The organism is Prochlorococcus marinus str. MIT 0917 (assembly GCF_027359575.1).
Classification (GTDB): Bacteria; Cyanobacteriota; Cyanobacteriia; order PCC-6307; family Cyanobiaceae; genus Prochlorococcus_B; species Prochlorococcus_B marinus_D.
Genome location: NZ_CP114784.1, coordinates 680940 through 705421 on the forward strand (window position 1 = coordinate 680940; position 24482 = coordinate 705421).

Annotated in this window: 24 protein-coding genes; 9 read left to right on the forward strand and 15 right to left on the reverse strand. The window is 35.4% G+C overall.

Annotation, left to right across the window (positions count from 1 at the left end; translation table 11 throughout):
* Nucleotides 1-89: 89 nt before the first annotated feature.
* The 4 genes from O5637_RS04190 to ychF form a co-directional block, all read right to left on the reverse strand.
* Nucleotides 90-938, reverse strand: a complete 849-nt coding sequence (locus O5637_RS04190; protein ID WP_269606361.1) for a transglutaminase family protein — start codon at nucleotides 936-938, stop codon at nucleotides 90-92.
* A complete protein-coding gene (locus O5637_RS04195) occupies nucleotides 935-1909 on the reverse strand; it encodes an alpha-E domain-containing protein (RefSeq protein WP_269606363.1) in 975 nt (324 codons plus the stop codon). Before O5637_RS04195 ends, O5637_RS04190 begins: the two co-directional genes overlap by 4 nt.
* Nucleotides 1910-1914: 5 nt before the next feature.
* A complete protein-coding gene (locus O5637_RS04200) occupies nucleotides 1915-3348 on the reverse strand; it encodes a circularly permuted type 2 ATP-grasp protein (protein ID WP_269606364.1) in 1434 nt (477 codons plus the stop codon).
* A 289-nt stretch (nucleotides 3349-3637) separates the two neighbouring features.
* Complete coding sequence (gene ychF / locus O5637_RS04205; RefSeq protein ID WP_269606366.1) at nucleotides 3638-4729, reverse strand: redox-regulated ATPase YchF; 1092 nt, start codon at nucleotides 4727-4729, stop codon at nucleotides 3638-3640.
* A gap of 166 nt (nucleotides 4730-4895) precedes the next feature.
* On the opposite strand from ychF, the gene O5637_RS04210 reads away from it, so the two are divergent.
* Genes O5637_RS04210 through cysS form a run of 3 tightly spaced genes read left to right on the forward strand, consistent with a single transcriptional unit; the run spans nucleotide 4896 to nucleotide 10502 of the window.
* Entirely contained in the window at nucleotides 4896-5969 is a 1074-nt protein-coding gene (locus tag O5637_RS04210) for an efflux RND transporter periplasmic adaptor subunit (protein ID WP_269606367.1), read from the forward strand.
* Between the two features lie 26 nt (nucleotides 5970-5995).
* Entirely contained in the window at nucleotides 5996-8956 is a 2961-nt protein-coding gene (polA, locus tag O5637_RS04215) for a DNA polymerase I (RefSeq protein WP_269606368.1), read from the forward strand.
* A 43-nt stretch (nucleotides 8957-8999) separates the two neighbouring features.
* A complete protein-coding gene (gene cysS, locus O5637_RS04220; protein ID WP_269606369.1) occupies nucleotides 9000-10502 on the forward strand; it encodes a cysteine--tRNA ligase in 1503 nt (500 codons plus the stop codon).
* On the opposite strand, the gene O5637_RS04225 is transcribed toward cysS, so the two are convergent.
* The gene (locus tag O5637_RS04225; protein ID WP_269606370.1) at nucleotides 10499-11824 is read right to left on the reverse strand and encodes a sodium-dependent transporter; all 1326 of its coding nucleotides are present in this window, start codon (nucleotides 11822-11824) and stop codon (nucleotides 10499-10501) included. The two genes, cysS and O5637_RS04225, sit on opposite strands and share 4 nt — an antisense overlap.
* 92 nt (nucleotides 11825-11916) lie before the next feature.
* Here O5637_RS04225 and O5637_RS04230 point away from each other — a divergent pair, with 92 nt between their 5' ends.
* Entirely contained in the window at nucleotides 11917-13155 is a 1239-nt protein-coding gene (locus tag O5637_RS04230) for a 1-deoxy-D-xylulose-5-phosphate reductoisomerase (RefSeq protein WP_269606371.1), read from the forward strand.
* 1 nt (nucleotide 13156) lies between these two features.
* On the opposite strand, the gene O5637_RS04235 is transcribed toward O5637_RS04230, so the two are convergent.
* Genes O5637_RS04235 through O5637_RS04250 form a run of 4 tightly spaced genes read right to left on the reverse strand, consistent with a single transcriptional unit; the run spans nucleotide 13157 to nucleotide 17127 of the window.
* Nucleotides 13157-14257 (reverse strand): alpha/beta fold hydrolase, encoded by a 1101-nt coding sequence (locus O5637_RS04235; RefSeq protein WP_269606372.1) that lies wholly within the window; start codon nucleotides 14255-14257, stop codon nucleotides 13157-13159.
* Nucleotides 14241-15680 carry an NAD(P)(+) transhydrogenase (Re/Si-specific) subunit beta gene (locus O5637_RS04240; protein WP_269606374.1) on the reverse strand — a complete coding sequence of 480 codons (1440 nt, stop codon included), beginning with the start codon at nucleotides 15678-15680 and terminating at the stop codon, nucleotides 14241-14243. The genes O5637_RS04235 and O5637_RS04240 overlap by 17 nt, the downstream gene beginning before the upstream one ends.
* Nucleotides 15681-15691: 11 nt before the next feature.
* Complete coding sequence (locus tag O5637_RS04245) at nucleotides 15692-15985, reverse strand: NAD(P) transhydrogenase subunit alpha (protein ID WP_011294842.1); 294 nt, start codon at nucleotides 15983-15985, stop codon at nucleotides 15692-15694.
* A complete protein-coding gene (locus tag O5637_RS04250; RefSeq protein ID WP_269606378.1) occupies nucleotides 15982-17127 on the reverse strand; it encodes a Re/Si-specific NAD(P)(+) transhydrogenase subunit alpha in 1146 nt (381 codons plus the stop codon). Before O5637_RS04250 ends, O5637_RS04245 begins: the two co-directional genes overlap by 4 nt.
* A gap of 132 nt (nucleotides 17128-17259) precedes the next feature.
* Here O5637_RS04250 and O5637_RS04255 point away from each other — a divergent pair, with 132 nt between their 5' ends.
* The 3 genes from O5637_RS04255 to trxB all read left to right on the forward strand — a co-directional run bounded on the left by O5637_RS04255 (nucleotide 17260) and on the right by trxB (nucleotide 19752).
* Nucleotides 17260-17838 (forward strand): EF-1 guanine nucleotide exchange domain-containing protein, encoded by a 579-nt coding sequence (locus O5637_RS04255; RefSeq protein ID WP_269606380.1) that lies wholly within the window; start codon nucleotides 17260-17262, stop codon nucleotides 17836-17838.
* A gap of 208 nt (nucleotides 17839-18046) precedes the next feature.
* Nucleotides 18047-18277: a hypothetical protein gene (locus tag O5637_RS04260; RefSeq protein WP_269606381.1), complete on the forward strand. Its 231-nt coding sequence runs from the start codon at nucleotides 18047-18049 to the stop codon at nucleotides 18275-18277.
* A 98-nt stretch (nucleotides 18278-18375) separates the two neighbouring features.
* A complete protein-coding gene (gene trxB / locus O5637_RS04265; RefSeq protein ID WP_269606382.1) occupies nucleotides 18376-19752 on the forward strand; it encodes a thioredoxin-disulfide reductase in 1377 nt (458 codons plus the stop codon).
* 7 nt (nucleotides 19753-19759) lie between these two features.
* On the opposite strand, the gene infA is transcribed toward trxB, so the two are convergent.
* The 4 genes from infA to petM form a co-directional block, all read right to left on the reverse strand.
* Nucleotides 19760-20029, reverse strand: a complete 270-nt coding sequence (gene infA / locus O5637_RS04270) for a translation initiation factor IF-1 (protein WP_011294847.1) — start codon at nucleotides 20027-20029, stop codon at nucleotides 19760-19762.
* Nucleotides 20030-20104: 75 nt separating this feature from the next.
* A complete protein-coding gene (locus tag O5637_RS04275; protein ID WP_269606384.1) occupies nucleotides 20105-20320 on the reverse strand; it encodes a hypothetical protein in 216 nt (71 codons plus the stop codon).
* Nucleotides 20321-20372: 52 nt separating this feature from the next.
* Nucleotides 20373-21335, reverse strand: a complete 963-nt coding sequence (locus O5637_RS04280) for an NAD(P)H-binding protein (RefSeq protein ID WP_269606909.1) — start codon at nucleotides 21333-21335, stop codon at nucleotides 20373-20375.
* A 55-nt stretch (nucleotides 21336-21390) separates the two neighbouring features.
* Nucleotides 21391-21489, reverse strand: coding sequence for a cytochrome b6-f complex subunit PetM (gene petM / locus O5637_RS04285; protein WP_011294850.1), 99 nt, complete (start codon nucleotides 21487-21489; stop codon nucleotides 21391-21393).
* Nucleotides 21490-21632: 143 nt separating this feature from the next.
* Here petM and O5637_RS04290 point away from each other — a divergent pair, with 143 nt between their 5' ends.
* Nucleotides 21633-22613, forward strand: a complete 981-nt coding sequence (locus O5637_RS04290) for an alpha/beta fold hydrolase (protein ID WP_269606385.1) — start codon at nucleotides 21633-21635, stop codon at nucleotides 22611-22613.
* Nucleotides 22610-23119 carry an acetolactate synthase small subunit gene (ilvN, locus tag O5637_RS04295; protein WP_269606387.1) on the forward strand — a complete coding sequence of 170 codons (510 nt, stop codon included), beginning with the start codon at nucleotides 22610-22612 and terminating at the stop codon, nucleotides 23117-23119. Before O5637_RS04290 ends, ilvN begins: the two co-directional genes overlap by 4 nt.
* A 9-nt stretch (nucleotides 23120-23128) precedes the next feature.
* Here the strand turns inward: ilvN and O5637_RS04300 are convergent, their stop codons facing one another.
* Complete coding sequence (locus O5637_RS04300; RefSeq protein WP_269606389.1) at nucleotides 23129-23824, reverse strand: peptidylprolyl isomerase; 696 nt, start codon at nucleotides 23822-23824, stop codon at nucleotides 23129-23131.
* Nucleotides 23811-24386, reverse strand: coding sequence for a photosystem I assembly protein Ycf4 (locus O5637_RS04305; RefSeq protein ID WP_269606391.1), 576 nt, complete (start codon nucleotides 24384-24386; stop codon nucleotides 23811-23813). The genes O5637_RS04300 and O5637_RS04305 overlap by 14 nt, the downstream gene beginning before the upstream one ends.
* Between the last annotated feature and the right edge of the window lie 96 nt (nucleotides 24387-24482).

The following is a 24482-nucleotide window of genomic DNA, read 5'->3' on the forward strand; positions in this document are numbered from 1 at the left end:
CAGATATAACTATCAAGAAGGAGGCAGAAACGAGAAAGACTGATCGAAGATTTATCAATAAGTGAGTCCATTCATAATTTCCATACAATTCAGATAATTTCAATATTCCACTGTAATTCACTTTTCAAGTCAGGAGCACCAGTAAAACTTCCTCTTACTGGAGCTACAAGTTCAGACTTAGAAGAAGAGGCTAGGGTTATATATTTACTATTAATCAAACCACAACCGCTTGGATCAAATCCTCTCCATCCAAAACCAGGTATAAAAACCTCAGTCCATGCATGAAGTTCATATTTTTCTGGGGGTTGGTCCATAAATTGATACCCGCTAACGAAACGACTAGGTATGCCAACGCATCGACAAGTCTCCATTAACAAAATCGCCAAATCCCTGCAAGAACCAACTCTTTCTCTAAGAGTTCTTCCTGCAGTCCATGCCGGTCCAATATGTCTAGGTGTATATTTAACTCTATCTTTTATTAGAGCGATTAATTGATATAAAAAGTCCAATACATTATTTTCGATCCCTACCAATGCCTCTTGAGCAATTTGAATAGCTGCCGGATCATGTTGTCCATTAAGGAACCAACCTTGAATAAATCCATTCAATGAGCTATTTTCTCCTTCTATTTTCATAGGTAAACTTAGATCATTATAATTTTGTAATTGATATAAATCTGGATGAGTCTGTGTCTCAATTTCACTTTCTGTCTTAATAAGAAGAGAATCAGTAGGTTCTTTAAAAAATACTTTAAAAATATCATCTCCATTAGCAGAGATCAAAGGAAATATTGAATGGGGATAGGGATTAATTTCAAGATCAAAATAATTTAACTTCTGGAAGCCGCCAGACCTGGGTTTCATACAAATCAAATGCTCGCTAAGAGAGACGGGCTCTTCATAAGAATAAAATAGTTTGTGAATTATTTTCTTTTTCATTCTTGTAAAGAATCAAAATCAAATCCCTTTTCGTTTATAAAATAAAAGCTATGTATAAGATCATTTAATTTATTTAAATCAATTTGAAGACTATCAATAGCCTCATGCAAACCATTTTTAATTAAGTGATCTATTCTTACAAAACTCCATTTTGATAGTAATAAACCTATTAAACATTCCAGATCATTTGGCTTCTCAGAAACAGGTGAATTTTGAATCTTACCTAAAGATTCTTTAATACCCTCAAGACAAAATCTCACAGATCTTGGGAAAATAGGATCTAATAGTAAAAAACTTGCGATTGCATTAGGAGTTATTGATCCTTGTTCAGATCTTCTAAACATTTGATAAGCTCCCGCTGAGCGTAATAAAGAAATCCATTGCAGCTCATCTAACGCTCCACCAAGCTCATTTAGATTTGGTAAAAGCAAAAAATATTTTACATCTAATATTCTAGAAGTTTTATCCGCTCTCTCAATCAACCTTCCTAATTTACTAAAATGCCATGCAATATCATGACTAAAAGTAGCATCTGTAACTCCATAAAATAACTGGCAACTTCTTCTTATTTCGAATAATTGTTCTTGAGCAGGTTGATGCCAAATGACCTCACCCTCCTGAATACTCCAAAACAAACTATTTATTTGTTCCCACATCTCAGAAGTAATAACATCTCTTATTTGGCGAGCATTTTCTCTTGCCATATAAATACAACTAACAATGCTATTTGGATTCTCTCTATCTTTAATAAGAAAACTTATTACATCGCTTGAAGTTTTATTCTTATAACTCTTATCGAATTCGTTTCTATCACCACTAGCATCTATTAAAGGCAACCATGGTTCAGCACTACCAGGCGGACAATCTAGAGCCATAGACTCACTAACTTCAACAAATCTAGAAATATTCTCTGCACGTTCTAAATATCTATTAATCCAATAAAGTGATTCAGCAACTCTACTAAGTAACATTTATATTATTGGCTTACCACCCAAGTGTCTTTACACCCTCCACCTTGAGAAGAATTAACAATCAAAGAATCTCGTTTTAAAGCAACCCTTGTGAGACCTCCAGGACTTACCCAAGTATTCTTTCCCCTAAGAACATATGGTCTTAAATCAACATGACATGGGTATACTTCACCATCACTAAGTGATGGGACCGTAGACAAATCTAGAGTTGGTTGAGCTATATAATTTCTTGGATTAGCTTTGATTTTTGCTGAAAATTTATCAATATCTATTTGAGAAGAATGTGGACCTATTAACATTCCATAGCCACCAGCTTCAGAAACACTTTTAACAACTAAGTAATTGAGGTTCTCAAGTACATAATTAAGATCTTTTTCCTTTGCGCATACATATGTTTTAACATTATTTATTATAGGTTCCTCTTTTAAATAATATCTAATCATATCTGGCACAAAAGTATAAATTAATTTATCATCTGCTAATCCTGTGCCAGGAGCATTTGCAACAGCAACTCTACCCTTACTCATCACATCAAGAAGACCTGGGACTCCAAGCATTGAATCTTTTCTAAAGAATTTAGGATCTAAAAAATCATCATCTATTCGACGATAAATAACATCAATTTTTTTTATCCCTGAGGTGGTTCTCAAATAAACATTATCATTCTGACAAACTAAATCACTTCCTTCAACTAATTGAACTCCCATCTGTTGAGCTAAATAACTATGTTCAAAATATGCGCTATTAAAAACTCCAGGAGTCAATAAAACAACTTTTGGATTGTCAGTCCAAACTGCCAATTCCTGAAGTGATTTCAATAAATATGATGGGTAATCATCAATAGGTCTAACAATCCTGCCAGCAAAAAGGCTAGGGAAAATTCTTTTCATAACTAATCTATTCTCCAAGAAATATGCAACTCCTGAAGGGCACCGAAGATTGTCCTCAAGAACGAGCCAGTCTCCTTTTCCATCCCTAATTAAATCCAATCCAGACACATGGCACCATTTACCTAATGGCAACACAAATCCCTGCATTTGTGGCCGCCAACCATCAGAACTCTCTATAAATTCTCTTGGGATAATCCGATCTTTTATTATTTGCTGTTTACCATAAACATCAGATAAAAATAAATCTATTGCTTCAAGTCTCTGTACAAGTCCTTTTTCTAGCTCTAACCACTCAGAGGCACCAATTACTCTCGGCAAAGGATCAAAAGGAAGAATCCTTTCAGAACCTTTATTACCGGAGTCGTTAAGACGAAAAGTTGCTCCATGACGTAGAAGTAATTTTCTTGCAATTTCATGACTTACATTTAACTGGTCTAAACCTATCTTTTTTAAAGACGAAAGAAGAGGCTCAAGGGATGTTCTAGGAGAAAAATCTTCAGATGTAAAATATTCATCATATCCCTTTTTTGGTTGATAATCTGTAAACATATCAACCTCCAATTAGTTAATTAAATATGAATCAAGCCAGCAATTATTCAGGTAGCTAAAAATACAAAAAAGAATTTAAATATCTCCAGTTTATGATTTAAGTATATTAAAATACAGTTCTTGCATGATCTTCTATTATTTCCTCATAAATCTCAAGCATCGAACGAACTTAAGGTTATGCATGTTTAGAGGGAAAATAACTAAAAAAGATTTCTAAAATAATTCAGAAGTTAGAACAAAGTTAGAACAGCTATAAAAATCGCTGAAAACCCTTGTTATGACTGGATGCTTATACGTTGAATAAAAACTCCATTACGTCCCCTTCATTTACTACGTATTCTTTGCCTTCACTTCTTAGCCAACCTTTGTTTCGAGCTTCCGCTAAAGATCCTGCTTCAAGTAGTTTTTTATATGAAATTGTTTGAGCTCGAATAAATCCCTTCTCAAAATCTGTATGAATTACCCCAGCTGCTTGAGGAGCTGTCATCCCATCAGAAATGGTCCAGGCTTTTGTTTCTTTTTCTCCAGTAGTAAAATAAGTGCTTAACCCCAAAAGTCGGTATGTAGCTTTAATCAGACTAATCAAACCGCCTTCTTCAACTCCTAGACCATTTAAATAATCATCTCTTTCCTCCTCCCCTAATTCAACTAACTCAGCCTCAACTTGCGCTGAAATCTTCACACATTCAGAACCTTCTTTCTTTGCAAGTGTATTTACTTCTTCTGAAAAGGAATTGCCCTTAGAAAGTTCATCTTCTCCAAGATTAGTTGCATAAATAATTGGTTTTTCCGTTAACAAGCCTAATGGTTTAATTAATTTTTTTTCTTCATCAGTTAATGAAATACTCCTTACTGCATTTTCATTTCCAAGGGCCTCACTTAATTTTGCCAATACATCATCTTCTAACTTTGCTTCCTTATTAGTACCTATTTGTTTTTTTAATCGAGTTCTACGTTTTTCTATCTGATTTAAATCAGATAATGCTAATTCTAAATTTATTATCTCAATATCTCTTGATGGGTCTACTGATCCAGAGACATGAATAACATCATCATCACTAAAACATCTAATCACATGAACTATTGCATCCACCTCCCTTATATTTGCTAAGAATTTGTTACCCAGTCCCTCACCTTTACTTGCTCCCTTAACAAGACCAGCAATATCAACAAACTCAATTCTAGTTGGAATAATTTGCTTACTATTACTAATTTCAGCAAGCAAATTCAAACGTTGATCAGGAACCGAGACAGAACCTACATTGGGTTCAATAGTACAAAAAGGAAAGTTAGCTGCTTGAGCTTGAGCATTTGCAACAAGAGCATTGAACAAGGTGGACTTTCCCACATTTGGGAGTCCAACAATTCCGGCCTTAAGCATTGAAACGATTCATTGAAGGAACCCAGCGGATTAATCTGACTAAATTAAACCCAATAGTGCCCATTAACAGCGAAAATATTGTTATAAATCTCTTAAGGAAAGTTTTTAAGATTTTTCTTTACATCGTCCAAACTTCTAAAACTCTTGAGTAATTGATTTTCACAAAATGATTTGGAAAAATTTCAAAAAGAAAAAAGTTATAGGCCTCATAGCACTTTCATTCTTAAGTGTTGGTGGCATTAGTTTTAAACTTTTACAAGGAGATGGGTCTAATAAAGACATAAGTGAATTTACAATTGCAGCTGAAAGCGGCAGATTGCCTGGATTGATAACAGCAAGTGGGGAATTAAAAGCAAATAAAAGCGTAAATGTAAGCCCCAAAAGGCAAGGAATACTTGAAGAGATTTTCGTGGACGAAGGCGATCAGGTAAAGAAAGGAGATCTGATTGCAAAAATGGATTTTGGAGACTTGAAATTTAGAATTGACGAAATAAAAGCTAACTATGAGACTCAAAAATCAAGCTATAAAAGAAGGGAGATGCTTTTTAATGAAGGGGCCATAAGTGCCGAAGAGTATGAAGAATATAAAAATAGATTTTTAAAAAGCAAAGCTAAATTCAAACAAATAGAAGTCGAAGAGAATGAGACAAACATAAGAGCACCATTTAGAGGAGTAATAACTAGCAGATACGCAGTTCCTGGGGCATTTGTAACTCCTACAACCTCTGCTTCTTCATCAAGAGAGGGTGGTGCTACAAGTTCATCAATAGTCGAGCTTTCTCAAGGTCTTGAAATAGTTGCGAAAGTTCCTGAGAGTGATATTGGAAGAATAAAAACAGGTCAAGAAGCAAGTATCAGGGTAGATGCTTTTCCTGATAAGCGTTTTAAAGCAGTTGTTTCCAAAATCTCTCCAAGTGCAATCAAGAACAACAACGTAACTTCATTTGAAGTTACGTTGTTGTTGAGCAAAAGGCCTGAAGATTTACGCCTAGGCATGACATCTGATATCAACTTTCAAACTGGAGCAACCAAAATCAGCACGCTTATTCCAACAGTTGCAATTGTCACGGAAGAAGGAAAAGCTGGAGTACTTGTAGTTGGAAATAACAATCAACCAACATTTAAAAAAGTTGAATTGGGTACAAGTAGTGGTAGCAAGACTGCAATAATATCTGGATTAGATCCTGGAGAGAAAGTTTTTATTGATCTTCCTCCTTGGGCTAAAAAAAGAAAAAATTAATAAATTAATCTCATCATGAATGTTTCATGAAAGAAATAAAAAAGCCAACTTTATTATTAATTGATGGCCACTCATTAGCTTTTAGAAGTTTTTATGCTTTTAGCAAAGGTGGGGAAGGAGGCCTTACGACAAAAGATGGTTTACCTACAAGTGTTACCTATGGTTTTCTAAAAAGTCTTTTAGATAATTGCAAATCTCTCAAACCAAAAGGGATAACAATTGCTTTTGATACCGCTGAGCCAACATTTCGCCACAAAGAAGATCCAAACTACAAAGCGAATCGGGATGTCGCACCAGATATATTTTTTCAAGATTTAGACCAGCTTGAAGAGATTCTCAAAGAAAGCCTGAATCTCTCAATCTGCAAAGCCCCAGGCTATGAGGCTGATGATGTCTTAGGAACACTCGCCAACAATGCCGCTGAAAAAGGGTGGAGTGTAAGAATTCTATCTGGAGATAGAGACTTATTCCAATTAGTTGATGATGAAAGAGACATAGCAGTCTTGTACATGGGAGGAGGTCCCTACGCAAAAAGCGGAAATCCTAAACTTATTAAGGAAGAGGGCGTAAGGGATAAACTTGGAGTCAATCCAAACAAGGTTATTGATCTGAAAGCCTTAACTGGTGATAGCTCAGATAATATTCCAGGAGTCAAAGGAGTTGGTCCAAAAACGGCTATAAATCTTTTAAACGAAAACAATGATCTCGATGGAGTTTATAAATCACTCCAAGAGCTAGAGCAAGAAGGCGAAAAAGCTAAACGAGGCGCAATAAAAGGAGCCGTAAGATTAAAGCTAAAAGCAGATAAAAATAATGCATATCTCTCAAGAAAACTTGCAGAAATATTAATTAAAATTCCTATAAGTCCAAAAATAGAACATAACTTAGAAGGTATTAATGAATCAAAACTAACTGAAAGCCTTGAAAAACTTGAGTTACATAGTTTATTAAAACAAGTTTCAACTTTTAAAGCGCTATTTTCTAAAGAAGGATTATCAGAGCAAGACAATAATCGCTCATCAAAAGAAAGTAAGACCGTTAATAATAAAAGTGAGAATATTGAAATAACTAAGCTTAATGGAACAAAAGAGATTCCTCAGATAGAGCCTAAGATTATAGATAATCTGGAAGAACTTAATAATTTTGTTGCAAAAATAATGAAACATACTGATGAGACAAAACCAATAGCCATTGATACTGAAACAACTAATTTGAATCCATTTAAAGCTGAACTTGTTGGCTTAGGATTTTGTTTTGGTGAATCATTAAAAGATATAGCTTATATACCAATAGGGCATCAAAATAAAGAATCCCATTTAATAGAAATTAATCCAATAAAACAATTAAAGATTGAAGAAGTTATCTTTGCACTTAAGGATTGGTTTGCTAGTAATGAAAATCCTAAAACCCTACAGAATACAAAATACGACAGACTGATTCTACTAAGACACGGAATTATATTAAATGGCGTTGTAATTGATACTTTACTTGCAGATTATATATGTGATGCAACTCTTAAACATAGTTTAGATGAAATTGCTTATAGAGAATTTGGATTTAAGCCCAAAAGTTTTTCTGATGTTGTCAAAAAAGGAGAAGACTTTTCTTATGTGGACATTAAGTCTGCAAGTATGTACTGCGGGATGGACGTTTATTTAACAAGAAAATTAGCAGTTATTTATATTAATAGATTAAAAGAAAAAAGTATAAAATTAATAAACTTACTCAAAGAAGTTGAACAACCACTTGAGCAGGTTTTAGCAGAAATCGAATCCACAGGCATCATTATTGATATACCTTATCTAAAAGATTTATCTTTAGAGTTAACAAAAAAATTAAATACTATAGAGGAAGAAGTATATAAGATTGCAGGAAGTGAATTTAACCTTTCATCACCTAAACAATTAGGTGAATTACTTTTTGAGAAACTTGATTTAGATAGGAAGAAATCAAGAAAAACAAAAACAGGATGGAGTACAGATGCAGGTGTATTGGAAAAGCTGGAATCAGACCATCCAATAGTAAAAATGATCATTGAACATCGCACAATAAGCAAGTTGCTTAATACTTATGTAGACGCTTTGCCTCAGCTTATTGAAAAAGAAACGGGAAGAGTACATACAGATTTCAATCAAGCCGTAACCGCTACTGGAAGATTAAGTAGCAGCAATCCAAATCTCCAAAATATACCTGTCAGAACTGAATTTAGTAGACGGATAAGAAAAGCTTTTCTTCCGCAAAAAGATTGGAAACTTCTAAGCGCAGACTACTCACAAATTGAACTTCGTATACTCACACATCTTTCAGGTGAAGAAGTACTAAAAAATGCTTATTTAAAAAATGAAGATGTCCACTCTTTAACAGCAAAAATTTTATTTGAAAAAGATGCCATTGACGCCGATGAAAGAAGAATAGGAAAAACAATAAATTTTGGGGTTATTTATGGTATGGGGGCTCAAAGGTTTGCAAGATCAACGGGCGTCACATTAATAGAAGCAAAATATTTTTTAAGTAAATTCAAAGAACGTTATCCAGCCGTTTTTAAATTTTTAGAATATCAAGAAAGACTTGCCTTAAGCCAAGGGTTTGTTGAAACATTGCTAGGGAGAAGACGTTATTTTCATTTCAATAAAAATGGGCTTGGAAGACTTCTGGGAACTCCCCCAAATGAAATTGATTTAACTACAGCCAGAAGAGCAGGTATGGAAGCACAACAATTAAGAGCCGCAGCAAACGCACCTATTCAAGGCTCAAGTGCAGACATAATTAAGCTAGCAATGATTCAATTGCATTCAGCTTTAAGACAGACTGGATTGGCAGCGAAAATTCTACTTCAAGTGCATGATGAACTCGTGCTAGAAGTTGATCCCAAAGATTTAGAGGAAACAAAACTCCTTGTCCAAAACACTATGGAAAATGCTATAAAACTTAGTGTCCCTCTTATCGTTGAAACTGGCGTTGGAGTAAATTGGATGGAGGCAAAATAGTTGCTGACAAATTCAATAATTTCTCACATTTTTATCTAAGAAATTGTCCCTAAAATTCACAAACACCTTATCCAAAAAGAAAGAGGATTTTATTTCTATAAATCCTAATCAAGTTAAAATATATTGTTGTGGTGTAACTGTTTATGATCTTTGTCATCTTGGTCATGCAAGAAGTTATCTTAATTGGGATGTATTAAGACGGTTTTTAATTTGGAAAGGATTTGAAGTTAAATTTGTACAAAACTTCACTGATATTGATGACAAAATTATTAATCGAGCAAAAAAAGAAGGATGTTCTACTAATGAATTAAGTGAAAGAAATATTGATGAATTTCACAAAGACATGGATTCTCTTTCCATTCTTAGACCAAGTAGCATGCCAAGAGCAACAAAATGCCTCCATCAAATTATTAATTTCATAGAAGAATTAGAACAAAAAAAAATAGCCTACTCAGCAAATGGTGATGTTTATTTTTCAGTAGATAAACATAAAAATTATGGGAAACTTAGTGGAAGAGAAATTGAGAATCAGATAGATAATGCAGCAGGGAGATTAAAAACAAATCAAAAAAAAAGTAAAAAGAGCTTGCTTGATTTCGCTCTCTGGAAAAAGTCCAAATCAGGAGAGGTTAGTTACTCTTCGCCTTGGGGAAACGGCAGACCAGGTTGGCATATTGAGTGTTCAGCAATGGTTAAACAGGAATTAGGAGAAAGTATTGATATTCACCTTGGTGGATCAGACCTGATATTTCCTCATCATGAGAATGAAATAGCTCAATCTGAAGCCTGTAATGGGAAAGAGTTAGCAAAATACTGGCTTCACAATGGAATGGTTAATGTGGAGGGTGAAAAGATGAGTAAATCACTAGGGAATTTTACAACCATTAGGTCTTTATTAGATGAAGGTATTTCACCTATGACTTTGAGATTTTTTGTGTTACAAACTAATTACCGAAAGCCACTAGATTTTACTGAAGAAGCGCTAAAAGCTGCTTCAAAAGGGTGGGAAAGATTAAACAATTGTCTGTCTTTTGGTTATATTTATAAAATTAAAAATCAAGCTAAAAAAGAAATCAACCTAGAAAAACCGATAGAAAGATCTGCCAACAGTAAACTTGATAAAGACTCATTTAAATTATTATCAGACTTTGAAAAATATATGGATGACGACCTAAACACATCTGGTGCTTTATCTATACTTTTTGAATTGTCTCAACCTATTAGAAAGTGCCTAAATTTATTAAAAGGAAAAGATATCAATGAAGTTGACGAAGATATTTTAAATCAAGTTTTTAATAGATGGGAAATACTCTCTGAGTTGGCAGGAGTTCTAGGCTTAAAAGTAAATTTAAACCAAGAAGAACCAAAAAATAATAATGAACTTGATACCAATAAAATTGAAGAACTTATCAAGAATAGATCCTTAGCAAAAGCTAATAAAGACTTTTTACTGGCTGATAAAATAAGATCTGATTTGAAAAATATTGGAATTGATTTAATTGATAAACCTAAAGGGGTTACTGAGTGGAAACAACTTTCAGATTAAGCAAATGTTTCTATTGTAGATAAGACTGTTAAATAAAGTCCTATAGCAATAACTGGTGGAGACACCCAGCGCAGCATAAACTTTAGATACCTTCTAACTCTTATATTAGCATTAGAATTTGCAAGATCCTCATCATAACGATTTGGAACAATCCATCCCAAAAGAATTGAAATCAGAAGACCACCTAATATCAAAAGTGTATTACAGATAGCATCAGATTTACCTAAAAAGTCTGTAGAAATAGCAGACGGTATTCCAATCAAGAAAATCAATAATGTTGAAGTCCAAACGGCCTTCTTTCTGCTCCAATTCAGCCTGTCCATTAAAGAAGATACTGGTACTTCCATTAATGAAATAGAAGAAGTAATAGCAGCTATAAAGGCCAATCCGAAGAAAACGGCAGCAATCAATCTCCCAAACAATCCAAGATTTGCAAACCCAGTTGGAAGAGCAATAAACAAAGTCCCAACAGTTGATTCACTGATAACATCTTTCAAACCAAAACTCATAACGACAGGGAATGTAATCAGCCCGGCAAGTAAACCCACAGCAGTATCCAAAGTTGCAACTCTCAAAGCTTCTTTAGGAAGATGATTTTTACGGTTTAGATATGAAGAATAGGCAACCATAATTCCTATACCTAAACTTAAAGAAAAGAAAGCTTGTTTAAATGCATTACTTATTGTGTTTTTATCAAAAAGTTGAGATGAATCCCATTTAAGTAAAAATGATGTATATCCTTCCCATGCCCCAGATAAAGTTGCAGCCCATATAGCTAACAACAAAAGGAGTCCAAATAAAAATGGCATTGCCCATTTTGTTAGTTTTTCTATACCTCCACGAACGCCTGCTACAACAACAAAAGCAGTTAACAATAAGCTGATTATTTGACCTACAAATACACTATTACCACTGCTAATTTTACCAAAGAACTCTCCCGCTTCTGTCATGTCTGAGGGTAGGCCAATAAATAAGGAATGGAAGAAAGTATCAATTGTCCATCCCATTATCACTGCGTAATAAGAAAGAATTCCACAAGAAGCTATTGCAAATAACCAACCTAGAGGCTTCCAATTCTCTCCAGCAGCTTTGATTGGAGCAAGGAAAGGACTACTCGCAGTGCTTCTCCCCAAGACCATCTCTGCAACTAATACAGGTAGGCAAACAACTAAAACAACCAATACATAAAGGATAAGAAAAGCAAGTCCACCGCCTTGAGATGACCTATAAGCAAAGCCCCAAAGATTTCCAAGCCCTACAGCACTACCGGCCGCGGCGAGGGCGAATCCCAGCCCTGATCTCCATTGTTCCCTTTCTTGCATAATAAATCTCTATTAAAATCCAGAAGAAACTGGTAAATATATAACTGGGTTATACCTTTAAATGGGAGACTGGTCATACTTGACTTCACAATGTGAAAGCCATAAGCGTTTTAGGCTCGACAGGATCTATTGGGACTCAAACCCTTCAAATTGCAGAAGAGTTTCCAGATCAATTTAAAATTGTTGCACTAACAGCAGGAAAGAATCTTGATTTAGTAATCAAACAAATTGAAACTCATCAACCTGAAGTCGTTTCACTAGCCGATGAGTCTCTTTTGCCAGAACTGTCTAGGCGAATAAATAGTCTTAATGAAGATTCTAAAATATTCAAGAAGCCCTTATTGATGGGGGGAGCCGAAGGACTTAATAATGCAGCAGCTTGGGAAAGTGCAGATCTTGTTGTAACTGGAATAGTTGGCTGTGCTGGCCTCTTACCAACACTTGCAGCTATTGAAGCAGGGAAGGACCTAGCTCTAGCAAATAAAGAAACTTTGATTGCAGCAGGACCAGTTGTCATTCCTGCTTTAAAAAAAAGTGGAAGTAGGCTCTTGCCTGCTGATTCTGAGCACTCAGCGATATTTCAATGTCTCCAAGGAACGCCATGGGCTGAAAATGCACGACTCTCAACTGGAGTGCCTACTCCAGGATTTAAATCCATACAATTAACTGCATCAGGAGGAGCATTTAGAGATTGGAAAGCAGAAGATTTAGTGAAAGCAACTGTCGAGGATGCGACTAGCCATCCTAATTGGAGCATGGGAAAGAAAATAACTGTAGATTCTGCAACCCTTATGAATAAGGGACTAGAAGTCATTGAAGCGCATTATCTTTTCGGCCTTTCATATGATCAAATCGAAATCATTATCCATCCACAAAGCATAATTCACTCGATGGTTGAATTGGATGATTCATCAGTTTTAGCTCAATTGGGATGGCCAGATATGAAGCTCCCTATTTTGTATTGTTTAAGTTGGCCCAGTCGACTTAAAACACCGTGGCCAAGATTAAAGCTTACTGAAATAGGCAATTTAACTTTTAAAGAACCAGATACTAAAAAATATCCATGTATGGAACTTGCTTACAGCGCAGGAAAATTAGGGGGCACAATGCCAGCAGTACTTAATGCCGCTAATGAAAAGGCAGTAGAACTATTTCTAAAAGAAAGGTTTAAATTTATCGATATTCCAAAAGTAATTGAGGCGATTTGCGAAAAACATAAACGCGACTTAAATCTAAATCCAAGCCTCAGTGAAATTCTTGAAATTGACAGCTGGGCCAGAGAAGAAGTCTTAGATTATTCAGAAAAAACTATTACAGAAATGCAGTTTTAGATTAAATAGTTTTCAAAGATAAAAACCATTTAGAAACAACTTTGTCCCCCCAACAACCATGAACCCCATGAAATCCATTGTGGCCTCCTTTCTCAGTAAAAATAAATTGATTAGCTATTTTATTATTAGAAAATTTTATTTTTTCCATTAGTTTTTCAGCAGCTAAAAAAGGAACCCAGGGATCATCTTTGGATTGAATAAATAATGTTTTAGGAAGAGATTTTTTATTTTCTATAAGAGAGAAGAAAGGAGATGCTTTTGCATAATATTCTCCAACATCTTTATATCCCCACCTTGGAGCTGTTATCACATCATCAAAAGATCTAATATCAATTATTTTTCTTTCTTTATCCTTTCTATTTATTAACAATGCATTCTTTTCCCTTTCTTCTATCCCAAAAGGATCTTCTAAAGTTTGCCTAATTAAACGATTTAACAACCATTTTTGATAAATAAAATTTCTTGGTCTTTCAATAGAAGAACTACATTCATTCAAATCCAAAGGGCTACTTATACATACCAATCCATCTAATAAAGACTCATCACACATGCAAGCATTTAAAAGAATAGTTCCACCCAAAGAGATCCCAGCTCCAAAGACAGGAATATTTTTTGAAGATTGATACTCTTCAGTTAATTGATATGAAATCTCTCTGGCACGCCTTAAAACAGGAATCAAATCACTATTGCATTCAGCAGCATAGGTACCATCAACAAAATCCCTACAAGGATCTGAACCTCTCAGATTAAGCTTCAACACAGCGAAATTTGATTGCACCAAAGCACTCGCCATTCTCGTCAAACCTCTTCTGCGAGTGGAACCACCAAGACCATGCAGAAGTAGAACTAAACCATTAATGCTAGATACACTTGATGGCTTATCCAAGTAGGCAACCAAGAAGCCTCCTCCTGTCTTTCTACTTTTGAGAGGTGGGACCTTTATACGAATTTCAGATGAATAGGCATCAGGCAATTCATCTGAAGCAAAGGTATCTCTTAGTGTCTGAAGGTCAGGACCGATCCATGGGAGACGCTCTTTAAAAGGGCTTATTCCTAAATCTGAAAGTAAATCTTTTTTTTTTAAATTATCCTTTACTGCCAACTCCAAGCTCCTTTAATTCCAATAAAAGATCTCCAAGAACCTTTTTTGCATCTCCAAAGACCATAGAGGTATTTTGCAAATCAAAAAGGTCATTTTTTATCCCTGAATATCCAGCACTCATTCCTCTCTTAACAACAAATACAGTTCTAGCTTCTTGAACATCTAAAACTGGCATTCCATACAAAGGTGAAGTCTTATCATTCTTGGCCTGAGGGTTAACCACATCATTCGCTCCTAAAACTAATACTACATCCGTCGCGGGAAATTCAGGATTGATTACATCCATTTCTTTTAATTGCTCATAAGGAACATCTGCTTCGGCCAAAAGAACGTTCATATGACCAGGCATTCTTCCTGCAACAGGATGAATAGCATATGTAACTTCAATGTCGGCGTTTTCTAAAACTCTGGTGACCTCTCTTAGTGTGTGCTGAGCCTGAGCTACAGCAAGACCATAACCAGGAACAATCACGACTCTCTCTGCTGCCTCAAGTGTGAGTGCACATTCTTCTGGGCTGCAACTAGTAATATTTGTATATTCTCCCCCTCCACCTCCTGAAGCCACAGAACTAGCTCCAAGTGCACCACCAAATAATACAGAAACCAAAGATCTGTTCATGCCATCGCACATCACTTGAGTAAGTATCAATCCAGCAGCTCCAACCATGGCACCGGCGACAATCAAAAGTTGACTACCAACAACAAAACCTGCTGCTGCTGCCGCAACTCCTGAATAGCTATTTAGCAAGGATATAACTACTGGCATATCGGCTCCACCAATTGGAAGAGTCACTCCAATACCCAGCAGAGATGAAGCAACTACAATAAGAAAAAGACCATTCTGTCCATCAATTGAAAGATAGATTCCACCTATCAAAGCAATAACAGCACAAAGAATATTAAAGAAATGCCTAGCTTTGCTTTGGGTCCAAGAAGGCGTAGACAGCCAACCTTGAAGCTTGGCCATTGCTACAATTGATCCAGAGAATGTAATGGCTCCAACGAAGAGTGAAACGACTATTGAAAAGTTTCTAATAAGATCACCGACCACCCCATCGGAGCCGTCTGAAGATGGGAACAAAGCCACACCAAGTGCCACCAATAGCGATGACATTCCTCCACAACCGTTAAATAAAGCTACTATCTCAGGCATCGCAGTCATCGGAACCCTTTTAGCAGTTAAGGCGCCTAAAAGGCCTCCTATTAAAGTTCCACAAATTATCCAAATCCAAGAGTTAATAGAAATGCCTATAGTTCCTTGAGAGTTAAGCAATACTCCAAAAGCAGCAAATATCATTGCAATGGCAGCAAGCCTATTGGCCTCTCTTGCTGATCTAACTTTTGAAAGGCCTTTAATACCTAAAGCAAGCAATAAAACTGCCAGTAGATCAATAGCAAACTTAACGGGAGCAATAAAAGTCATAAGAGATAATCCTATTTACGAGTTTTTTTACGACTAAACATTGCAAGCATCCTGTCTGTAACCAGGAAACCGCCAATCACATTAAACAAAGCAAATCCAAGAGATATTGATCCAATTATTAGTAGAGGTAAATTGTCTCCCGATTTTATTATTAATGTTAAAGCTGCAAGCATCGTGATGCCTGAAATTGCATTAGCCCCACTCATTAGTGGAGTGTGCAAAGTTGGAGGGACCTTACCTATAAGCTCCAACCCCAAAAGGCTTCCAAGGAGAAGCACCCAAAGAGCTTCACTAAAAAAACTCATGACTTAGTTCCTCCATTCTCAATAATCTCTGATTTAAGTATTACTCCATCCTTACTAATCAAAGAACCAGCAATAAGCTCATCATCGTTATCAATTAAAAACTTACCCTCTTTCAACATTGGTTGAAGAAGAGACAATAAATTTCTCGAATACAAAGAACTGGCATGATTCGGAATTGAACAAGGAAGATTAGAAGCACCCACAATCTTGACCCCTTTTCTAACAATGGTTTCTCCTGGTTTCGAACATGCACAATTACCACCACTGAGCACAGCAAGATCAACCACTACCGAACCAGGACGCATATCATCCAACATATTCTCATCAATAAGCTTGGGAGCTTGTTTACCAGGCACCTGAGCAGTACAAATTGCTACGTCAGCTTCAGACAATTGAATCGCCAATTCTTTTCTTTGTGCAATCAGAAATTCATCAGAGACTTGTTTTGCATATCCTCCTGACTCTGATGGAGTTTCATCAATCTTTGGAAGCGCAATAAATCTTGCTCCTAATGATTCAACTTGCTCCTTTACAGCCTCTCGAATATCACTCACATAAACAACTGCACCTAGTCTTTTTGCAGTTGCAATAGCTTGTAGTCCTGCAACCCCAGCACCTAAAACAACAACTTTTGAAGGCTGAATAGTACCAGCAGCAGTCATTAACATTGGGAAATATCTATCAAGAGCAGTAGCGGCTAAAAGTACAGATTTATATCCAGCTATATTTGCTTGAGAGGATAATGCATCTGATGATTGAGCTCTGCTAATTCTCGGAAGCAACTCCAAAGATATTGCAGAAATTTTTTGGGATTTTAATGTTTCTGCTAATAATTTATTCCCATAAGGATCCAATAAGCCCACAAGGAAAGAGCCTGATTTTAAATGTGAAAGAAATTTGTCTTCAGGAGGTTGCACGCAGAGAACAATATCAACTATTTTTTTTACATCATTATTGTCCTTTTCAACTAATTCAGCCCCAGCCTCCATATAAGAATTATCTAGAAAGCCAGCAGACTCTCCTGCACCTCTTTCAAAAAAAACTTTACAGCCCAAGTCCAAAAACTTTTTAACAGTCTCTGGAGTAGCAGAAACACGTGTCTCACCTAAAGCTGATTCGCAGGGAATTAAGAAACTAACCAAAGTAAAAATATTTATCCTCCTTCAGATTAGGAGAGGAAAGGTTTGAATACCAGCATTTTTAGTTAAGAAAGGTTTTCCTAATAGTTTTCCTTGGCTATGAAGGAAATGAGAAAATGTTATCGATCAAAAAAAATGAGCCTCACCGCGATCGAATGTCCTGATGGTGTTTGTCATAGCCATCACGGTGGGCATGCTGTTCCAAGAACAGCCATGCAAAAAAATCTGCAAAGTCATGGCAAAGAATGGTGTGAGCGATTAGCAGAACGAATTTACGAAATGTCTGTAGATACTTTTTCTCAAACAGTCATGCCAAGCCTTCATTCTTCTGGTTGGCAGAGGAAGCATCTTGACTGGGAATTCAAACTTGCGAACAAAGAATCTGAACCAGACGAAACTTTAGTTGAAGGGATCATCAATGCTACTGAAAGTTTTTTAAGAAGCAGCGAAGTTCATCGATTATTTATTCAAGAACTTGTGCAAGGAACATTTGCTGAAGCGAAAGATGACAAATTACCGTCTAAAGCCGTTAGAAAAGTGATAGAGAATGAAATCATAGTCATGATCGAAGGCAAAAAAGAAGAATTAACAAATAAGATTGCCAAAGCATTAGAAAATGAAGCTAATGGAGATTTAGAATTAGCCAAAAATGCAGCAGTTGAGGGTATTAATGATGTTGAAAAACTATTAATAAACCATACAGAAGCAGTTTAATTTGTTAGTCAATAAGTGCTTAAATAATCATATTAATTAGCTATCAATACTGCCATTAACTAAAGAGAATAAAATAAAACCCAAAATATTAAGGAAATCTAAAATCTTAAGTGATAATTTCGTTTTGCAGACAAAACGCAAATTTGTACCAAAAAACACAAGTTAATCTACCAATGGCATGGCAAGGTGTGGTCGTTGGGGATTAATTATGAATGCTTCTTTCAACAAGAGAATAAATATCGCAAGCTGTTGGGCAGCAAGCAGAATAGCTTTACTTGATAGCGTTGAAAGATATGAAGATAGTTACGCTATCAGCCAAGAATTCTGTGAATGGATTACATGTATCAATACTTACCCTGAGGGATTAAAAGCCTCAACCTTACAAGTTCCTAATTTTCAAACAGAAAATTTTGATGCTGATGAACTTTTAGAGCTTTGATTTTCAATAAATTTTAGATTAAATAATCCTTTTTAAGCTGTAAATACACTTTGATGGTTTTTTCTTATATCGTGTAATTCAGTCCTATTTGCTATGGCATGCCAGCCAAGAAAAAAGAATTAAAAACTGAGAATTTAGTAATTTTAGGCTCAGGTCCCGCTGGATACACTGCAGCGATATATGCAGCAAGAGCGAATCTTCAGCCATTGCTTATTACTGGTTTTGAAAAAGGTGGAATCCCAGGTGGTCAATTAATGACGACAACATTTGTAGAGAATTTCCCAGGTTTCCCTAATGGAATTCAAGGACCAGAATTGATGGATTTAATCAAAGCTCAAGCTGTTAGATGGGGGACAAAGTTAATTGAGGAAGACGCCATATCAATTGATCTAAGCAAAAGACCCTTTTCTATTGTTACTTCAACTCAAAATATTAAATCAAACTCGTTAATCATCTCCACCGGAGCAAGCGCCAATCGCTTAAATCTTAAAAACGAGAAGTTATTCTGGAGCAAAGGTATTAGTGCATGTGCAATTTGCGATGGGGCAACTCCTCAATTCAGAAACGAAGAATTAGCAGTAGTTGGAGGAGGGGACTCAGCTTGTGAAGAGGCGGAATATCTAACAAAATACGGAAGCCATGTACATTTATTAGTCAGATCAAAAAAATTAAAGGCCTCTGCAGCAATGGCCGATCGAGTAGAAGCAAACTCTAATATTACTATCCACTGGGAGACTGAGCTTTTAGATGTTTTAGGTAATGAATGGCTGGAGAAATTAAAAGTTAAACGAAAAAGTACCAACCAGGAAGATGAAATTTTAGCCAAAGGCCTTTTTTATGCAATTGGACATACTCCCAATACGTCTTTGTTCATAAACCAGTTAATTACAGACTCAAAAGGTTACTTACTAACAGAGCCTGGAAGACCAGAAACTTCTTTGGAAGGTGTTTACGCAGCAGGAGATGTTGCTGATTCGGAATGGCGTCAAGGTGTTACCGCTGCTGGCAGTGGTTGCAAAGCAGCTCTAGCTGCCGAAAGATGGCTATCAAAAAATAAACTAGCAACTATTATCAAACGAGATGAATTAGAACCATCAAAAGCTGAGACAACAAAAACTTTAGAAGTTAGTAACGAGCAAAATTTCGATCCCGAAAAAACCTGGCAAAAGGGAAGTTATGCACTAAGAAAGTTGTACCATGAGACCCAAAAACCTCTTTTTGTAATATATACATCTAGTAGTTGTGGGCCTTGCCACATACTCAAGCCTCAACTTAACAGAGTTCTTAATGAATCAAATGGAAAAGCAGTAGGTGTTGAGATTGACATTGAGAACGATCAAGATATTGCTAAACAAGCCGAAGTGAGCGGAACTCCAACAGTACATCTTTTCAAAAATAAGGAATTAAAAAGGCAATGGAAAGGTGTTAAAGCAAGAAGTGAATATAAATTAGCGTTAGATGAACTATTGGGTTAACAACTTATTATCTTTTCCTTGGCCCTCCTGGTCTATTCCCTCCTTGTCTTCCTCCTCCAGGACCTACGTTTCTTTCTCTATATGTTATACGACCTCTTGTTAAATCGTAGGGACTTATTTCTACAAGAACTTTATCTCCTGCGAGCAATTTTATTCTAAATTTTGTCAATTTCCCTGCTGCCCTACACAAGCATTGATGTCCAGCGGGCTGTTCAAGAGTTACAAGATAGAATCCATTTCCTTGCTCTTTTTCAATCACACCGGATGTTTCAATCATGTGTTTTTTTTTGCATCACTAATTAACTAAATGATTGTATTCTAAAAAGTCTTTAATTAACCAATAAATGTATATTTAACTAAAAATGTCTTTCAACTCTCTAGCAGTTTGAAACTGTCCATAATAATAATTCGCGGAAGCTCTTAAACCAGCATCAGCCAAACCATCAAAAGCTTCAAATCCAATACTTTTCCATAACTCATTACCACATAACTTATCTAGCTCCGCAGAAGCTTCTTTAGATAGATTTTCTAGCCTTCTATTAAGGTTCTTAATTTGACTAATTGACATTAGAAAAAGGATTTTCCTTGATAGTACATATTAACTACATTTTTGCAATAGATCAGATTGGGAATTTCTTTTTTTCTTCAATATCAAGATCAACTCCAATATCTTTAAGCCTCTTCAAGATGACCCCGTAATACTCTTGTATATAACCCTCCATTGTTGTTGCATCAGCTTGTTTCAACCCAAACGCACTATAAGTATCATCCATTGGCGCATCCAATTTGCCTCCACTACCACTCAATTCAGAGAAAGATAGCCTTTCGGCTACATTTAAGGTTGGTTCAAAAAACGATACAACTGATTGAGCAACGGAAATGATTGTTGGAGAAACTTTTAGTACTCTTGCTCTTTTTTCACTGAATTTTTCGCATAGATTGACTAATTCTTTAGCGCTCCAAGCTTTGGGACCAACGATAGGGAATCTTCCCTTTATTGTTTGAGGCCTATCTAAAGCTGCAACGGCAAATCTAGCTATGTCCTGCGTATTCATATAAGCGATCTCAGTGGGATTTCCACTTATCCAAACTGGTTCATTATTTAAAATAGGAATAGCAAATTGACCTATTACACCTTGCATGAAAGCAACACCTTGCAAGATGGTGTAGTCCAAAGATGAACTTACCAATAACTCTTCAGTACAGTATTTAATGTCCATTAATGGGATTTTTCTATATTTCTCTGCACCTAACAAAGATAGAAATACAACTCTTTTTACATTTTTTTCTTCGCAAGCATTATATAAATTTAATTTTCCATCCCAATCTATTTCGTAAACGCTACGGGGATCATCAGGTCTGCTAGTAGCAGCATCAATAACAGCATCAACCCCATCAAGAGCGTACTCAATATCTTCTTTATTTATCAAATTGCCACGAGTCAATTCACAACCCCACTCCTGAAGAAATGAAGCAGATTTTGGTTTTCTAACCATGCAACGCACTTTATGCCCTGCATCTATGGCGTTTTTGGCTATTTGGCGACCAAGAGTTCCTGTGCCACCAATCACCAGAACTTGCATAGTTGAATTCATTACAAGATTGGAGCTTAAATGGGCAAACTATGGATTGTGGAAATTAATCACCTTGAAGTTTCAAAAGAAGTACTCCTCCTAGAAGCCCAACGGGAATTAAAACCCAAAAGACTGCAGCGATTCCGAAAATTTCTGATGCCATTCAAATAATTTAACTCATTTACTATTAAAACCTAAAGCTCTTACATTCAGATAACAATCCAAAGTCATACGCAAATTTTTAAAATAAACTTAAAATGGATTTAAAAACTATAAAACTCAAAGTCAAAGTGAGTCTTGAACTAAATGAAGTCAAATATTTTTAAAAAAGATCCTTTCATTGGATCTCCTGAATGGGGTGAGTCTAAATATTGGAGCTACAAAGATCTAAGTGTTCACTTCAGAGTGACTGGAGATGAATCTAATCCTCCCATTGTTCTAATACATGGTTTTGGAGCTAGTAGTGATCACTGGAGGAATAATGCAGAAATATTTGCTTCAGAAGGGTTTAGGGTATTCGGAATAGATTTAATAGGTTTTGGGAAATCAGAGCAAAATCTTCAAAGAAAAATAAAGTATTTAGAGAATCAATTTTGGGCAAATCAATTAGCTTCTTTTCTTGATGAAATTGTAGATATTCAAAAGAACGGTAAGGTTATATTAATTGGAAATTCATTGGGAGCTTTAACAGCAATAACAACACTATCTGAGAGACCTGAGTTAATAAAAACAATCATTGCAGCCCCACTACCAGAACCAGTTTTCATTAATCCAATTAAATTTTATTTTCCAAGTTGGCTGGTAAAAGTTAAAAGTTTTTTGATAAAAATTTTTTTTCATTTATTTCCACTTAAGATCTTAATAAATTTAATATCAAGAACAAAATTAATTACTTTTGCTCTTCAAAGCGCTTACTTTCGCTCAATTTCAAATGACAATTTGTTAAAAAGAATAGTTACAGTTCCTGCTAGAAGACCCAATGCCTCAAAAGCGCTTAGATCTATGTGCGTTGGGATGAGTAATAGAGCAAACTATTCAAAAGGTCCGTCAATTTTAGAAAAAATTAAAAACCTGCCAAATCGTCCACCAATTTTATTGATTTGGGGCAATAAAGATAAATTGATACCTATATTTTTGGCAAAAAAACTTATAAAGCTCCATCCTTGGCTTAAATTAAGTGTTATCGATAATGCAGGTCATTGTCTTCACGATGAACTACCAAATCATTTCAATCAAATTGTTCTGAAATGGCTAGAGAATTTAAAAACCTCTGAGCAACCAATATGAAGCACACACTTTCAGTTTTAGTTGAAGATGAGTCTGGAGCATTAAGCAGGATTGCAGGGCTTTTTGCACGAAGAGGATTTAATATTGATAGCTTGGCAGTTGGTCCTGCAGAGGCTAAAGGAATATCTAGATTAACTATGGTTGTTGAAGGAGACGAATCAACACTTCAACAAATGACCAAACAATTGAACAAATTAATAAATGTTTTAGAGGTTCTAGATTTAACAACTTTGCCCGCTGTAGAAAGAGAGTTGATGCTCTTGAAAGTCTCAGCATCCTCTGAAAATAGAGGAAAAATCTTAGATCTTGTTCAAGTTTTTAGAGCAAAAGTTGTAGACGTTTCTGATAATGCACTGACACTTGAAGTTGTTGGAGACCCTGGAAAACTTGTTGCCCTAGAGAACTTACTCAAACCTTATGGAATTTTAGAAATTGCCAGGACAGGAAAAGTTGCTCTAAAGAGGGCCTCAGGAGTCAATACTGAAATGCTAAAAGCCACAAAGTAATATTTCTCTTCAAAAATCAACTCTTTTTGCTTCAATTATAAAATCTTCTTCTTGAATTAAATCAACTATATCCATACCACTAATCACTTTCCCAAAAACGGCAAACCTACCATCAAGTTCTGGTAAAGACTTTAATAATATGTAAAACTGCGCGCTGGCTGAATTCAATGATTTATTTCTTGCCATGGATAAATATGATCTTTTATGCTTAAGTTCAATGTTATTAATTTGATTAGAAATATCTATTTCTTTTCCATAAATTGGTAATTTTTTGGTTTTCAGTTTGATTTCCAATGGAATATATCTTATTTTTCCTGTATTTTTATCTATAAAAGTGCTCTCGCCCCCTCTAATTATAAAAGGGTAAGGTTCCCTAATAACTCTATTAAATATAGTTTTGTCATATGCACCTTTTTCAACAAAATCAATAAAGTTACCAACAGTTATTGGGGCTGATTTACCATAAAGTTCTAATTTTATATTTCCTCTGTTGGTAATTAGCAAAACATATTCATTTGACAATAGACAAGGAAAGCTCGTAGAAGAACATATATCTACATTTTCATTTTTCTTTAAAGCAGAACATCCAGTTATTAATATAGAATTGACAATTAAAAAAATATAAAATGGTTTAAAAAATCTATAAATTAAAGTTGAATTATTTAATAGGCTGAAAATAGTATTTTTCTTTTTAGATTCCTTCAAGGTTAACCTCTAAAAATCTCGCGATTTCAGCTCCTTCATTTTCCAAATCCAATAATGGTTTAGGAGATCCAACTCTAGATATTGGCAAATCCTTCCTACCTTTTATTCTCAAAGATACTCTTCTTAGTGGATTAAAACCTTCTCTTACCTCTAATTTGACAGCTTTAATCTCATCAATCGGGATTTCTATTTCTATATTTTTTAACAAACCTCTCCTAGATAGAGATAAAACTCCTTTGTTTTTATCAAATCTATTAACTCCCGAACCATAATCGATGCTTATTAGCCTCCAAAAATAAAGAGCCAGCAAAAAAGCCGCAATACCATATAGCCCCATAACTAAGCCTTGAGGAACAAAAATAAGGGTAGAAGGGTTGCCTAGTGGTAAAAAGTCTCTTCCAAAATAACTAGAGAATGAAGCCAACAAAAATCCAACGCCACCAATACTCAGCATCGAAGCAACTAGATAGTTCGAAACCTTACGTGAACCTTTAATTTTTTGTTCTAAAACCAAACCAGATAACTCTTTTGCTGATTGGCTTAAATTTGATTCAGATGACATAATCTAATTAAATTGGGAAGCACATCCCTTTCAAAACATTATAGAGACTAAGTTTTTGACATTTAAAAAGTAGAAATAAAAAAAATTAGTTTTATC